Genomic DNA, 13,732 nt, shown 5'->3' with positions numbered 1-13,732 from the left:
GTGCTACCCCTATGTCGAGTTCGCGATACCCCTCCGTCGAGTCAGCGATGCTCCTATGTCGAGTCAGCGACTGCGGATAGACTCAGATGAATCGGATGTGCGGTCGGCCCCCACCGGAGGCCGGGCTGCGGGCGGAGGTGTCCACGGATGCAATCGAAATTTCGCGGAGTGTTCCTGACCTGCGACGACGCCGAGGTGACAGCTGACTTCTACAGGGACGTTGCCGGGGTGCCGTTGGAAGCCGTCAGCAGCCACGAGTACACCTACTGGATGTTGGATATCGACGGTGTCCAGATTGCTCTGCATGACGCGAAGGCGTTCGCCGACTACAGCTATCCGCCCAACCCGGCGTCCAATCTCACCCACCTCTATTTCCGGATCCCCGATCTGGAGGCGTTTCTTGATCACGTGCAGAGCGTTGGTGCGCCACTCGTCGAGGTCGATGACGTCGTCGTCACCCTCGAAGACCCCGACGGGCGGAAGGTCATGTTCGGCACGGCGTGAGTGGCTTCACTGCTGTGGGCTGTAGGCCGAATAGACGACACCGCTGACGAATGACTTCGAGTCGAGCAGCTGCAGTCGGGGCCGGGCGTCTTCGGGAAAGAAGCCGCGACCACGTCCCTGCCACACCGGATAGGTGAACATTCGGTACTCGTCGACGAGGCCGGCGCCGATCAGTGAATGCGCCAGGGTAATGCTTCCGGTGAGGATGACGTCGCGACCTGGCTCCTCGCGCAGGGCGGCCACAGCCTTGAGCGGATCCTCGCCGATGACGGTTGAGTTCTGCCAATCCGGGTCTGCCAGCGTCGTCGACACCACCCGCTTGTCGACCTGGTTGAGGTGCTCGGCAACCCCTGTGGTGTCGTCGGTCTGCAGCGGCCAGTAGCCCCGGAAGTCCTCGAATGTCCGCCGACCCAGCAGCAGTACATCCTCGTTGGCCGACTGACGCATGAGCTCGCTGGACAACTCCTCATCTTGGGCCTGCGGGTCGAACCAGTCGTCGAGCATTTCGATTCGACCGTCAAGGGTCTGGTTCTGAGTGATGATGATGCGCACGATGGGCTCCTCGTCGAGTAGTGGCGTCACCGTCCACGGTACGCACGGCGCGACCCGAGATCCATAGTTGGGACGACCAGCTTCACCTCCGGTCTCGAGGCGCTCGGGCCGGAATCTCAGTAGAGTCGGATTCACAGCTCATTTGGCCCGAAGGAGAACCGCGTCCATGTCCGCATCACCATCCGCATCCATTCCAGATTTCCGCACCGAGGCTCAGGGCCTGCAGGACGAACTTGTGAGACTGCGCCGGACACTGCACGCCCATCCCGAGCTCGGGTACCAGCTGCCGTTCACCCAGAATACCGTCCTCGATGAGATCGCCGATCTGGGCCTCGAGATCACGACAGGGGACTCGCTAACCTCGATCGTGGCAGTGCTCAAGGGTGGACGTCCCGGGCCCGCAGTTCTGCTGCGTGGGGACATGGATGCGCTGCCGGTGGTCGAGGACACCGGACTCGACTACGCTTCGACGAACGGCAATATGCACGCCTGCGGCCATGACATGCATACCGCCGGACTCGTCGGCGCCGCCCGTCTGCTCGCCGCGCACCGACACGAGCTGCCCGGGTCGATCGTGTTCATGTTCCAACCCGCCGAGGAGGTTGAGGGAGGTGCCGAGCCGATGATCGCCGAAGGTCTTCTCGACGCTGCAGGCGTGCCGCTGGTCGCCGCTTACGGAATCCACGTCGAGGCCGACGAGCGCGGAAAATTCACCACCAAGGGTGGACCGCTCATGGCTGGGTTCGCCGATCTCAATCTGAAGGTCCACGGCGCCGGCGGCCACAGCTCCCAACCGCAGGCCACTCGCGATCCCGTACCTGCCGTTGCCGAGATCGCGCTCGCCCTGAACACGATGGTGTCGCGGTCATTCGACATCTTCGACCCGGTCGTCGTGTCCGTGACCCAGCTGGAAGGCTCGCAGGCCAGCAACATCATCCCGGACACCGCGAAGCTCACCGCCTCGGTCCGCTATCTCTCAGCCGATTCGATCGCTCTGCTGCAGGAACGTGTGCCTGAGCTCGCTGAGAACATTGCCCGGGCACACCGGTGCACCGCCGAGGTGGACTTCCGGATCGGCTTCCCCGTGACCGTGAACAACCCGGCGGAGACTCAGTTGGCCATCGACCGCCTCGGCGAGGTCTTCGGTTCGGACCATGTTCAGGAGATGGCTGCCCCGCGGATGGGGTCCGAGGACTTCTCCTATGTGCTGCAGAATGTGCCGGGTACATTCGTGTTCCTCGGAGCCACTCCAGAGGGTGTGGACCCGAACGCGGAGACGAACCATTCGCCGAGGGTGGTCTTCGACGACGGGCTGCTTGGGGATCAGGCGGCAGCCCTGGCCCACCTCGCGTTCACACGTCTGAGCGACGAACTCGACTGAGCAGCCCGCCCCGGCATCGAGAAACGGATGCTGCGTCAACGCCCGGGCGTGTACCCATGTGTCTCTACGCAGCACCCGTTTCTCGGTGTGGTGGCACGTGATGGCAGCGAACGGTTGGTGACTTCTGGTCGAAAAATTGCAATTCTTCGACCAGAAGATACCAACCGTTGCCGGCCGGGCGGAGGGTTGTGGCTCCCTCGTGGCCTGAAGTCGTACGTCCGAGGCCGTGCCCGCGGCCCGCGGTACTGGGCTCAGGCCTTGATCATGCCGTGGGGGTCGAGGACGAACTTCTTTGCGACACCTGAGTCGAAGTCGGCGTAGCCCTGCGGGGCGTCGTCGAGGGCGATCGGGGTGGCGTTGACGTTCTTCGCGATCGTCACCTTGTCATTGAGGATCGCGTGCATCAGCCCGCGGTTGTACTTCATGACCGGGCACTGGCCGGTGACGAAGACGTGGGACTTCGCGAAGCCGAGCCCGAAGCGCATCGACAGCGATCCCTCTTGGGCCGCCTTGTCGGCAGCCCCCGGATCGCCGGTGACGTAGAGCCCGGGAATGCCCAGGCTGCCGCCGGCGCGAGTGATATCCATAAGCGAGTTGAGCACGGTGGCCGGAGCCTCGGTGGCTGCGTCCTTGCCGTGTCCACGAGCCTCGAATCCCACGGCGTCGATGCCGGAATCGACCTCGGGCGTGCCGAGGATCTGCTCGATCTGATCCTTCGGGTCGCCCTTGGACACATCGACGGTCTCGCATCCGAACGCGCGTGCCTGTGCCAGGCGGTCCTCGTTGAGGTCGCCGACGATGACGACCGATGCACCGAGGAGCTGCGCCGAGGTGGCCGCTGCGATTCCGACCGGACCTGCACCGGCGACGTAGACCGTCGAGCCGATTGTGACGCCGGCACCGATCGCACCGTGGAAGCCGGTGGGGAAGATGTCGGAGAGCATGGCAAGATCGAGGATCTTCTCCATTGCCTGGTCCTTGTCCGGGAACTTCAGGACGTTCCAGTCGGCGTAGGGGACGAGGACGTATTCGGCCTGTCCGCCGACCCATCCGCCCATGTCGACATAGCCGTAGGCCGAGCCCGGGCGGTCGGGATTGACGTTGAGGCAGATGCCGGTCTGGCGTTCGATGCAGTTCCGGCAGCGACCGCAGGAGATGTTGAACGGCACGGAGACGAGGTCGCCGACCTTGACGAATTCGACATCACGGCCGACTTCGACGACCTCGCCGGTGATCTCGTGGCCGAGGACGAGCCCCTCGGGCGCGGTGGTGCGGCCCCGGACCATGTGCTGGTCGGAGCCGCAGATATTCGTGGCCACGGTCTTGAGGATGACGCCGTGATCGACCTTCCGGCCGACATTGGCAGGATGGACGCCGGGTCCGTCCTTGAGGACGAATTCGGGATAGGCGGTGTCGACGACCTCGACCTTGCCGGGACCTGCGTAGCTGATTGCCTTGTTGCTCATCGTTGAGTCTCCATTCGTATCGCACCACTGTTGATTCTCAGGAAGCGCCGGTTAACTGTGATCGGTAGGCGAAGGGTGTTCAGGAAGCGCCGCCGGTTCCTGAAATATCAGTCTGCTCTCAGACTTACGAGCAGTCTCGCCGTCGCGGAAGACTTCTGTCAATAGCCCAGGTCCGACCGCTGAGACCGCAGTCATCATGCTGACGACGGAGCCTCGCCGAGGCGGGTGGACAGTATGTGACGTGCCGTCGTTCGCAGGTGGGCCAGTGACTCCCGGATGAGCGGGGAATCCCTGCTGCCGGCCCGCACGGCCGCGATGATCTTCCGGCTCAGACGACCGGATCCGCTCAGCCTGACCCTCGTCACGTTCGCCTCGCCCAGCGAGCTCGCCAGGCGGGGGATGAGGCTGACGCCGACTCCGGCTCCGACGAGGGCCGCCGAGGTCTCCCACTCGATGGTCTCGTGCGAGACCGTCGGGGTGACGCCGGCTGCGGTGAAGGCCGCGACGAAGAGTGCGTGATACGGCGAGCCCGGCCCGGCGCTGATCCATTCCTCACCAGCGAGTTCTGCCAGTGAGACCGACTCCCGCTCAGCCACCTCGTGATCGGAGGGGACCATGACGTCGAGCGGATCGTCGAGCAGATCGATCTTCTCGAACCGGGGATCCTCCTCGACTTGGACCTCACCCTGCATCGCGACGACCACGGCGAGGTCGATGCGTTCGGCGACGAGGAGCTCGAAGCACCGTGAAGGGCTCGCCTCGATGACGTGGACACCGACGTCTGGATGTCCACCACGAAGCTGTGCCGCCAAGGGTGCGAGGAGGTTCGACGATGCGGTGGAGAATCCGCCGATGCCGAACTGGGACGGAGCCTGGTCTCCCGCAGTCAGCGACGCCGCCCGAATGTCCTCCCATTCGGCCATGAGCGCGTCCGAACGTCGCACCAGATAGCGCCCACTCGAAGTCAGCCGCAGCCCGCGTCCGTCCTTGACGAGCAGCGTCATACCCAGGGAGTGCTGGAGCTCGCGCAGCTGCCCGGACACGGCCGAAGGGGAATAGCCGGTGAGCTCGGCAGTGGCGGAAACGGTGCCGCAGGCGGCGAACGTGCGCAGCGTGATGAGGCGAGGATCGATCATGGCACTATTGTGCCCTGGATCATACGGAGATTCCGCACGGAATATGTCAGAATCTCGCGCTTTTTCTGCAGTGTTGTTCTCGCTAATGTCGTCGGTGACAGCAGCAGACATCAAGGGAGATGGAATTGACCGTAGTGAATCTGGCGCCGACGAAGAAGGGCTTCCCTGCCGGCTTCAGCGCAGAGCGACTCGATGAGATCCGTCAACTGCTCGACACGCGTCGTGCCGGCTTCTCACTCGAGGCTCCGTTCTACACCGACGACCATCTCTTCAACCTCGATATGCAGGCCATCTTCGGACAGAACTGGGTCTTCGCCTGCAGCGTTGCAGAGATTCCAGAGCCCGGGGATTATGTCACCCTCGACTACGGCCCCTACTCCCTTCTCGTGCTGCGCACCGACGACGGCGGAGTCAACGTTCTGCACAATGTGTGCCGCCACCGCGGTGCCCGCGTCCTCACCGAGGCCGCGGGCACCACAGCCAATCTGGTCTGCGGGTACCACTCGTGGACGTATTCGCCCGATGGACAGCTCATCCACGCCTCGGCGCCGGGTGAGATGGAGTTCGACACGGCCTGCTACTCGCTCAAGCGCGCGCACGGGAAGATCGTCGCGGGACTCGTCTTCCTGTGCCTGGCCGATGAGCCCCCGGCCGACTTCGACGACACCGCCGCGATCTTCGCACCCTACGTCGGACCGCACGAGTTGGCGAAGACGAAGGTGGCGTATCAGCAGAACATCATCGAGGAAGCCAACTGGAAACTCGTGATGGAGAACAACCGCGAGTGCTACCACTGCGACGGTCACCCGGAGCTTGCCTGCGCCCTGTTCCCGACCTGGGGGCTGACCGATGACACGATCCCGGCCCACCTCGAGGACGTCTGGGACCGCAATCAGCAGGCGCAGGCCTCACTGGAGTACCGGTGCCGCCGCTACGGACTGCCCTACGAAGTCGTCGAAGAACTCGACACCCGCATCGCCGGAATCCGGATCTCACGCGAATCCCTCGATGGGCAGGGGGAGTCGTTCTCAGCCGACGGCAGACGACTGTCGAAGAAGCTCCTCGGCGATCTTCCCGATTTTCGCTTGGGTCGCTGCTCGATGCACCTGCAGCCCAACAGCTGGTTCCACCTCCTCGGCGATCATGTCGTGACCTTTACGGTGCTCCCGATCAATGCTCACCAGACTCAGGTGCGCACCACCTGGCTCGTCGCCGACGATGCCGTCGAAGGTGTCGACTATGATCTCGAGACGCTGACGCACACGTGGAAGCAGACGAACCTGCAGGACAAGAACTTCGTGGAACTGTGCCAGCAGGGCGCGAGGAGCCCGTTCTACGAGCAGGGGCCCTATATGAAGAGCGAATATCAGGTCGAGGCCTTCATCAATTGGTACGTGACTCGGATGCGGGAGCACGTGGGATGAAGCGCTTCGCCGACCCCACGACTCCGCTGGCACAGCGGATCAGGGGCCTCGAAATGCCATGGAATCGGGTCCTTTCTTCCACCACCGGACCTGCCGGAGCCGCCACGGCTCTGGGCCCTTGGCATCCGCAGGAATTCTGGGCCGAATGCGTGGAGACCATCCCCGAGGCGGGCGACATGATGGTCTTCGTGTTCCGGCGTATGGACGGTGCTCCACTGGCATTCCGGTCTGGTCAGTACATCAACATCGACTTTCCCGTGCATGGTCCGGATGCCGAGCCGGTGTCGAGGAGCTACTCGATCTCGAGCGCGCCGACGGAACCGTGGACGTTCTCCATCACGATCAAACGCGACCCGAAGGGACTCGTCTCGCCTTGGGCGCACGAGTCGCTTCGGGTCGGCGCCACGCTTGAGATGCTGGGGCCGGTGGGAGCCTTCCACCTCGCCGACTATGATCGGCGAGCCCGTTACCTCCTGCTTGCAGCGGGTGCGGGCATCACCCCGCTCATGTCGATGGTGCGTACGATCCATTCCCTGCCGGGTCAGGCCGATGTCGTTCTCCTCTATCACGGCTCTGCGCCGGATCGCTTCGCCTTCTCCGAGGAGCTCAACTTCTTAGCCAAGGCCGATTTTCGGATCGAGGTCATCTACACACTGGGGGACCGGGCGCAGGGGGAGGAGCCGGGCGGTGCCGCCAGCACATGGGTCGGGAAGACCGGCCGTCTTTCGACGGCGCTCCTCGACGAGGTCGTCCCCGATGCCAATGGGCGCCAAGTGTTCGCCTGTGGTCCCGAGGGCTACCTCAACACAGCGACGGACTGTCTGCGCGAGGTCGGCGTGGACGACACCTCGGTGTTCATGGAGTTCTTCTCCGGCGACCGCGCAACCCGTGCCGAATACGCCGAGGAGGTCGCAATCGCAGGCGAGATCGCCGAGGAGATCGCGTCCTCGACCGAGGAGTATTACGAAGCGCAGCCGGCGGCCTTGGAGATGTACGAACCGGAGTACACCGCCGACGGTCCCGTCGAAGTCACCGGTGCCCCGCTGGAGGCCGTCGACGCCTTGGCCGAGGTTCCCGTCGAACCGGAGATCGAACTGATCGTGCCTGACGCCGGGGCGGGGGCGGCGGTCGAGACCGACCCGACAGCAGCCTCGGCGGGTGACCCGACAACCGCCTCGGCGGGAGAGGCTGCGGTAGCCGCTGTCGAGCCAGGTGACGAAACTGCGGTTGTCGACCCGGCGAGCTTCGCTACGGTGGGCGAGGGCGAGCACACGATGGCGTTCGTGCGTTCCGGGCTCAACGTCCGAGTCGCCTCCGACGAATTCGTCCTCGACGCCGCCAGGCGCGCGGGAGTGAAGATCGGGGCGAACTGTCAGGAGGGCATGTGCGGGTCCTGCAAGGTCGTCAAGCTCGACGGTGACGTCGACATGAACCATCAGGGCGGCATCCGCGCACGGGAGATCGACGCCGGCAAGTTCCTGCCTTGCTGTTCCACCGCATTGAGTGACCTGGTCATCGACGCCTGACGCGACGGGCTGGGCGCACAGCCCTCTCTGATCGCACCATCTGCACCATTCGCACGACCACAGATTTCGCACCCACCCCAGATTTCAGCTGCAACACAAAGGAGTACACAGTGCCGAATTCCTCACCCTCCTCGTCATCCTCACCATCTTCACCTCGGGTCGTCATCATCGGAGCCGGCATCGTCGGAGCCAACCTCGCCGACGAACTCGCCCAGTTGGGCTGGACCAACACACTTGTGCTCGAACAGGGGCCTTTGAATATCCCTGGTGGTTCGACCTCGCATGCCCCCGGCCTGGTGTTCTCCTCGAACGGTTCGAAGTCGATGACCGAGTTCGCGCAGTACACGATCGACAAGCTGACTTCGCTGACCGGGCCTGATGGTCGCGGTTCGTTCCTGCCCGTCGGTGGCCTTGAGATCGCCACCCAGGACGACCGGCTCCAGGATCTGCACCGTCGTGCCGGTTGGAATCGGTCCTGGGGTGTCGACGCCGAGGTGGTTGATGCGCAGGAGTGCCTGCGGCTGTTCCCTATGCTCAATCCGGACAAGGTCCTCGGCGGGCTTCTGACTCCGGGAGATGGGCTGGCGCTCGCCGCTCGTGGCACCCAGCTGGTCATGGACCGGGCCCGGGCTGCCGGGGTCGAGTTCCGCGACCGCACCACCGTCACCGGTATTGAACAGTACGGTGGCAAGGTCACCGCAGTGCTGGCCGGCGACGACAGGTTCCCGGCGGACATCGTCGTCTCCTGCGCCGGATTCTGGGGTCCGAAGATCGGTGAGATGGTCGGCACGACGATCCCGCTGCTGCCTCTGGGGCACCAGTTCGCCTGGACAACCGAGGTGCCCGGTCTCGTCGGCAAGAACGAGCAGCCGGCAGGAGCCTCGGCGCCCATTCTTCGCTACCAGGACAAGGATCTGTACTACCGCGAATGGGGCGAGCGGATCGGCATCGGCTCCTACGCCCACCGGCCGATGCCCGTCGACCTCGACACGCTGCGCACCTATTCGCCCGACGAGATCACCGACGAAGTCATGCCCTCAAGCCTGGACTTCACCCCGGAGGACTTCGCCCGAGAGTGGGAAGCCACCAAGGAACTGCTGCCCGAACTGCGCCAGACTCAGGTCCAGCGCGGCTTCAACGGCATCTTCTCCTTCACCCCCGACGGCGGATCGCTCGTGGGGCAGTCCCGAGAAGTCGACGGTTTCTTCGTCGCCGAGGCAGTCTGGGTCACCCACGGAGCCGGCATCGCGAAGGCCGTTGCCGAACTCATCTCACTTGGGCGTTCGAACACGGACCTGTCGGGCATCGACCTCAACCGCTTCGAGGACGCACTGACGACCCCCGAATACGTCAGCGAGACCTCCCAGCAGAACTTCGTCGAGATCTACGACGTCATCCACCCGCTGCAGCCACGGGTCTCGCCTCGGGACGTGCGGCTCAGTCCCTTCAATGACCGGCAGAAGGAGCTCGGGGCATTCTTCCTCGAGACGAACGGGTGGGAGCGCCCGCACTGGTACGAAGCCAACGCTGCGCTGCTCAACGACCTGCCTGAGGAATGGAAAGCTCCTGAGCGTGAGGGCTGGGCGGTCATGTTCCACTCGCCGATCGCGGCGGTCGAAGCGTGGAAGACGCGGACAAACGTGGCCATGTATGACATGACCGCTCTCAAGCGCTTCGAGGTCAAGGGCCCGGGTGCCGGCGAGCTGCTGCACGGGCTGACCACCTCGTCGATGCTGCGCAAGCCGGGAGCTGTCAGCTACACCCTTCTGCTTGATGACGAAGGCGGCATCACCAGCGACATCACCGTCGCGATCCTCGACGAGCAGACCTACCAGGTGGGCGCGAACTCGAATATCGACTTCGCCACCATCACCCGCGCGGCACGGGAACAGTCGGCGGCAGATCCGAGCAAGTGGGCTACAGTGCGCGAGACGACGCAGGGAACCTGCTGCATCGGCCTCTGGGGTCCGCTCGCCCGTGAGGTCATCGGCCAGGTCAGCAACGACGACCTCAGCAACGACGGGCTCAAATACTTCCGTACCAAGCAGATCACCATCGGCGGCATTCCAGTCACGGCGATGCGCCTGTCCTATGTCGGTGAGCTCGGCTGGGAACTCTACACCTCGATGGATCTGGGACACCGTCTCTGGGACGTGCTGTGGGAGGCCGGTCGGGAATTCGGACTCATCGCCGGAGGTCGTGAAGCCTTCAATTCGATGCGCCTGGAGAAGGGGTTCCGCTCCTTCGGCTCCGATATGACCAGCGAGCACGAGCCCGTCCAGGCGGGACTCGGCTTCGCGGTCAAGGCCTCGAAGACCGATGACTTCCGCGGCAAAGCTGCGCTGGCGGACCGGGCCGCAGCTGCGACTCAGAAGCTGACGTGCCTCACGCTCGATCGTCGGGAGGATGTCGTGTTGGGGAGCGAACCCGTGTATGTGGCTGGGGGCGTCGGTGGGCCCGATGGCGCAGTGTCAGGCGGTGTAACCGGCGGCGCTGGCAGCGGTGCGGGCAAGGCCGACGGCTACGTCACCTCGGCGGCCTATGGATACTCGATCGGAGCGACCATCGCCTACGCGTGGCTGCCGAACACGCTGGGTGTCGGAGACGGTGTCGAGATCGAGTACTTGGGACGCAGGCTGCCTGCGACTGTCACCGCTGAGCCGATCTTCGACCCGGAGATGACGCGGTTGAAGGGTTGAGCAAACCCGCACCGACATCATCGAACCAACGGCGCCCTGTCGAGGCACCTGTGCAGACATGTGTGTCTCGGCAGGGCGCCGTTGTTTCGATGAGAATGAGTGCTGGCCACCCGTTTGCAGGCGGGAGCAGAATGGGGACCTCTGCGACCGCGGCCGAGAGACGTGTAGACCGTGACCCTCGCCGAGGTGGCCCGGACGCATTCATATTCCCTCCTTTGGGGGATTGTTCGGGCTGCAGCAGAGCCACAGACTGGAGGACATCATCTAGAGACGCATATCTATAGGAGTCCTCATGCCGGCGACACAGTTGTCCCGACTGCCCCGCCTCGTGCAGCAACTCGCGGTGTTGGCCGCAGTCGCGGCTGCGGTACCGTACCTATTCTTTAAGGTCCTGTGGTTATCAGGCTCGACCGTTGGCATGACATCGGCGGCTGACGCCGGAGAGATGCATGGGACCCGCTACCTCATCGGCAACACCGTCACCGTCGCAATGGTGCTCGTCGCTGTCGGTCTTGTCATGGCTCTGACCTGCAGGTGGGCTCGGCGAGTTCCCGGGGCGGTGATCTTCATCCTCGGTGCCGGGGCTGCCGGGCTCCTGGCTCCGATTCTGCTGGGGCTACCGCTCGGCGTCGTTATTCAGTCACTCACCGGCGCGGATACGCAGCCAGCCGATCAAGGATTGATCCCCTGGGTGTTCGGATTTGTCTACGCCGGATTCTGCGTCCTGGCCGTGGCGATGGCCATCTCCGTGGGTGCGCATGTGGTCGATCGCTGGGGACACCTGCTGACTGCTCCACCGTCCGCACCTTCTGCTTTCGCGGTGGCCTGTGGCGCAGTCGGGATGCTTCCCGTCTCCGGTGCCATGGCCTACTGGGGTGTGATGGGCCCAGGAAGTCTCGGACCGCAGGGCATGGACCTGCCGGCGCAGCGGACCGTGCTGGTGGTGACAGCCCTGCTCGGCGTGTCCGCGTTCGTCATCCCACTGATCTCCCGCCATCTGGCGCGCTGGCCGCGGACGGCCTGGCTGGTGACGTGGACAGGATGCTGTGTCGTCGTCCTCCAGGGCCCGACTCAGATCGTTCTCGCTCAAGACGCAGTCGTTCAGCCGCTGGTGGTCGTGCTCGCCCTTGCAGCTGTCCCCGGAGGCAGCATCTACGGTCTGGCTGTGATGCGCAGGTATCTGCAGTCGCGTCCGAACCCCGATTCTGCTGTCCTTGCCCGGCGCGGGCAGAATCCATCTCCGCCAGATCAAGTGAGTCCGGTCTGATGCCCAGATGGCTGTTCGTACTGCTGGCCGCCGCCTTCGTCCTCTACACCGACGACTACGTCATCGCCGGCATACTCCCCGAAATCGCCCGTGACCTCGACGTCACCGAGGGGCAGGCGGGCCAGCTCGTCACGGCGTTCTCCGTGACGGTCGCGGTGGGCGCGCCTCTCGCGGCCGTCGTCACGTCACGCCTTCCGCGTCGCCTCCTGTTTGCGATCGCGCTGCTGATCTTCACCGCCGCGAATCTTCTCGCCGCGGTCGTGGGCTCATTTGGTGCGCTGTTGCTGCTGCGCATCGTCGCCGCCTTGGCCACTGCAATTGCGACCCCGGCGATCTTTGCCTTCGCCGCGCGGCAGGCACCGATTGACAAGGCAGGGCGCTTCATCGCGGTCATCTCGCTTGGAGTGACAGGATCGATCGCCGTCGGAGTGCCGCTGGGCACGTGGATCGGTGGAGTCTTCGGGTGGCGCGCGACATTCCTGACCATGGGAGTCTGCGGAATCGTGGTGCTGCTCGCCGTCCTCATCACGTTGCCGCAGGCCCGCGCGGAAGACACGCTCACCGGGGTGCGGGACCAGCTGCGCGTCCTCCTGCAGGGACGGATCTCCCTGAGCCTGATCGCGAATTGTTCGCTGATGACCGGATCGATGATGATGCTCACCTATCTCGCTCCCTATCTGAGCGCAGTCGCCGGCGCAGACGTCGATGATCGTGCGCTCGCCTTCGGCCTCGCTGGAGTGGCGGGGATCCTCGGTATCTGGTTGGCAGGGGAGGCCGTCGACCGATGGGGAGCAGACCGCACCCTGGCCATCGGCGTCGGTGCCATCGTCGCCTCGATGCTCGGACTCTCGGTGATATGGATGAGCAGACCCGTGCCTCTGTGGCTTATCCTCATCGCAATGACCTTCTGGGGTGGGATGGCGATGGGGAATTCGCCTGCCGTCCAGTCGCGTCTGGCCTCGATGGCTGGCCCGCTGGCTGGGCAGGCGCTGGCGCTCAACACTTCCAGCACCTACCTGGGAGTCTCCGGCGGTGCGGCGATCGGCGGAGTCGCGCTGTCCGTAGTCGGTCCGGGGGCCTTGCCGTTGGCGTCGGCCGTCTTCGTCCTCGGATCACTCCTGCTGTTCTTGGTCTCCCGCCAGTCGAATTCTCGCTGCGTGGACCCACCTCGGTCGCAGTCCACACAGATGAGGAACGAGAAATGAGGAGAGGAACGACATGCGAGAACGAAACGAGACGTCGCAAGACGCGATTCGGGCCGAATTGGGCTGTGGACCGGTCACCTGCCAGACGCTCCCGAGGACCCGCACGATGCTTTCGACCGACTGCCTGATGACTGGAGGACACCCCTGATGACCGCCTACGCGATCGCCCATCTGCAGGAGGCCGAACCTCATCCCGATGTCCTCGAATACATCGAGAGGATCGGCGGAACCTTTCAGCCCTTCGGCGGCCGCTTCCTCGTGCATGGCACTCCGCACGAGGTCAGGGAAGGCACATGGCCCGGGCACGTCGTCATTATCGGATTTCCGAGCCTCGACCAGGCCCGCGCATGGTGGGACTCTCCGGCCTATCAGGAGATCTCTCCGCTGCGGTCACGGCACATCGCCAGTGACATCATCCTCGTTGACGGTGTGCCCGTGGACTATGACCCGGCAGAGACCGCGCGGGCGATGCGCGGCGGATCCGCGTAGCTCCGAGGACCGCGCAGCTTCGGCGGCCACGCAGCCGCTTCGGCGACCGGACAACTTTAGCAACGTAGTGCCGCCGACTGCGG

Annotated in this window: 11 protein-coding genes; 8 read left to right on the top strand and 3 right to left on the bottom strand. The window is 64.3% G+C overall.

What is annotated here, in order from left to right; genetic code table 11:
• Positions 1-147: 147 nt before the first annotated feature.
• Positions 148-504 (top strand): VOC family protein, encoded by a 357-nt coding sequence (locus tag HU144_RS02915; protein WP_235350061.1) that lies wholly within the window; start codon positions 148-150, stop codon positions 502-504.
• 6 nt (positions 505-510) lie between these two features.
• Here the strand turns inward: HU144_RS02915 and HU144_RS02910 are convergent, their stop codons facing one another.
• Entirely contained in the window at positions 511-1,056 is a 546-nt protein-coding gene (locus tag HU144_RS02910; protein ID WP_235352644.1) for a dihydrofolate reductase family protein, read from the bottom strand.
• A gap of 166 nt (positions 1,057-1,222) precedes the next feature.
• On the opposite strand from HU144_RS02910, the gene HU144_RS02905 reads away from it, so the two are divergent.
• Complete coding sequence (locus HU144_RS02905) at positions 1,223-2,437, top strand: M20 metallopeptidase family protein (RefSeq protein ID WP_235350060.1); 1,215 nt, start codon at positions 1,223-1,225, stop codon at positions 2,435-2,437.
• A 251-nt stretch (positions 2,438-2,688) separates the two neighbouring features.
• On the opposite strand, the gene fdhA is transcribed toward HU144_RS02905, so the two are convergent.
• Both fdhA and HU144_RS02895 read right to left on the bottom strand, forming a co-directional pair.
• Entirely contained in the window at positions 2,689-3,903 is a 1,215-nt protein-coding gene (fdhA, locus tag HU144_RS02900) for a formaldehyde dehydrogenase, glutathione-independent (protein ID WP_235350059.1), read from the bottom strand.
• A gap of 194 nt (positions 3,904-4,097) precedes the next feature.
• Positions 4,098-5,039, bottom strand: a complete 942-nt coding sequence (locus HU144_RS02895; RefSeq protein WP_235350058.1) for a LysR family transcriptional regulator — start codon at positions 5,037-5,039, stop codon at positions 4,098-4,100.
• Positions 5,040-5,158: 119 nt separating this feature from the next.
• On the opposite strand from HU144_RS02895, the gene HU144_RS02890 reads away from it, so the two are divergent.
• From HU144_RS02890 to HU144_RS02865, 6 genes are all read left to right on the top strand, one after another.
• Positions 5,159-6,463 (top strand): aromatic ring-hydroxylating oxygenase subunit alpha, encoded by a 1,305-nt coding sequence (locus HU144_RS02890; RefSeq protein ID WP_235350057.1) that lies wholly within the window; start codon positions 5,159-5,161, stop codon positions 6,461-6,463.
• Complete coding sequence (locus HU144_RS02885) at positions 6,460-7,989, top strand: flavin reductase family protein (protein ID WP_235350056.1); 1,530 nt, start codon at positions 6,460-6,462, stop codon at positions 7,987-7,989. The genes HU144_RS02890 and HU144_RS02885 overlap by 4 nt, the downstream gene beginning before the upstream one ends.
• A gap of 110 nt (positions 7,990-8,099) precedes the next feature.
• A complete protein-coding gene (locus tag HU144_RS02880; RefSeq protein WP_235350055.1) occupies positions 8,100-10,688 on the top strand; it encodes a GcvT family protein in 2,589 nt (862 codons plus the stop codon).
• Between the two features lie 418 nt (positions 10,689-11,106).
• Positions 11,107-11,955 (top strand): hypothetical protein, encoded by an 849-nt coding sequence (locus HU144_RS02875; RefSeq protein WP_235350054.1) that lies wholly within the window; start codon positions 11,107-11,109, stop codon positions 11,953-11,955.
• Positions 11,955-13,160, top strand: a complete 1,206-nt coding sequence (locus HU144_RS02870; protein ID WP_235350053.1) for an MFS transporter — start codon at positions 11,955-11,957, stop codon at positions 13,158-13,160. Before HU144_RS02875 ends, HU144_RS02870 begins: the two co-directional genes overlap by 1 nt.
• 147 nt (positions 13,161-13,307) lie before the next feature.
• Complete coding sequence (locus HU144_RS02865; RefSeq protein ID WP_143924383.1) at positions 13,308-13,649, top strand: DUF1330 domain-containing protein; 342 nt, start codon at positions 13,308-13,310, stop codon at positions 13,647-13,649.
• The last annotated feature ends 83 nt before the right edge of the window (positions 13,650-13,732 follow it).

Origin of the sequence: Brevibacterium sp. UCMA 11752 (assembly GCF_021532235.1) — a bacterium.
Lineage (GTDB): Bacteria > Actinomycetota > Actinomycetes > Actinomycetales > Brevibacteriaceae > Brevibacterium > Brevibacterium antiquum.
This window is presented reverse-complemented; position numbering and strand designations above follow the sequence as displayed.

Coding starts and splice junctions, on each gene's coding strand:
- HU144_RS02915 (WP_235350061.1), top strand. CDS start 148: ATGCAATCGAAATTTCGCGGAGTGTTCCTGACCTGCGACGACGCCGAG.
- HU144_RS02905 (WP_235350060.1), top strand. CDS start 1,223: ATGTCCGCATCACCATCCGCATCCATTCCAGATTTCCGCACCGAGGCT.
- fdhA (WP_235350059.1), bottom strand. CDS start 3,903: ATGAGCAACAAGGCAATCAGCTACGCAGGTCCCGGCAAGGTCGAGGTC.
- HU144_RS02895 (WP_235350058.1), bottom strand. CDS start 5,039: ATGATCGATCCTCGCCTCATCACGCTGCGCACGTTCGCCGCCTGCGGC.
- HU144_RS02890 (WP_235350057.1), top strand. CDS start 5,159: ATGGAATTGACCGTAGTGAATCTGGCGCCGACGAAGAAGGGCTTCCCT.
- HU144_RS02885 (WP_235350056.1), top strand. CDS start 6,460: ATGAAGCGCTTCGCCGACCCCACGACTCCGCTGGCACAGCGGATCAGG.
- HU144_RS02875 (WP_235350054.1), top strand. CDS start 11,107: ATGACATCGGCGGCTGACGCCGGAGAGATGCATGGGACCCGCTACCTC.
- HU144_RS02870 (WP_235350053.1), top strand. CDS start 11,955: ATGCCCAGATGGCTGTTCGTACTGCTGGCCGCCGCCTTCGTCCTCTAC.
- HU144_RS02865 (WP_143924383.1), top strand. CDS start 13,308: ATGACCGCCTACGCGATCGCCCATCTGCAGGAGGCCGAACCTCATCCC.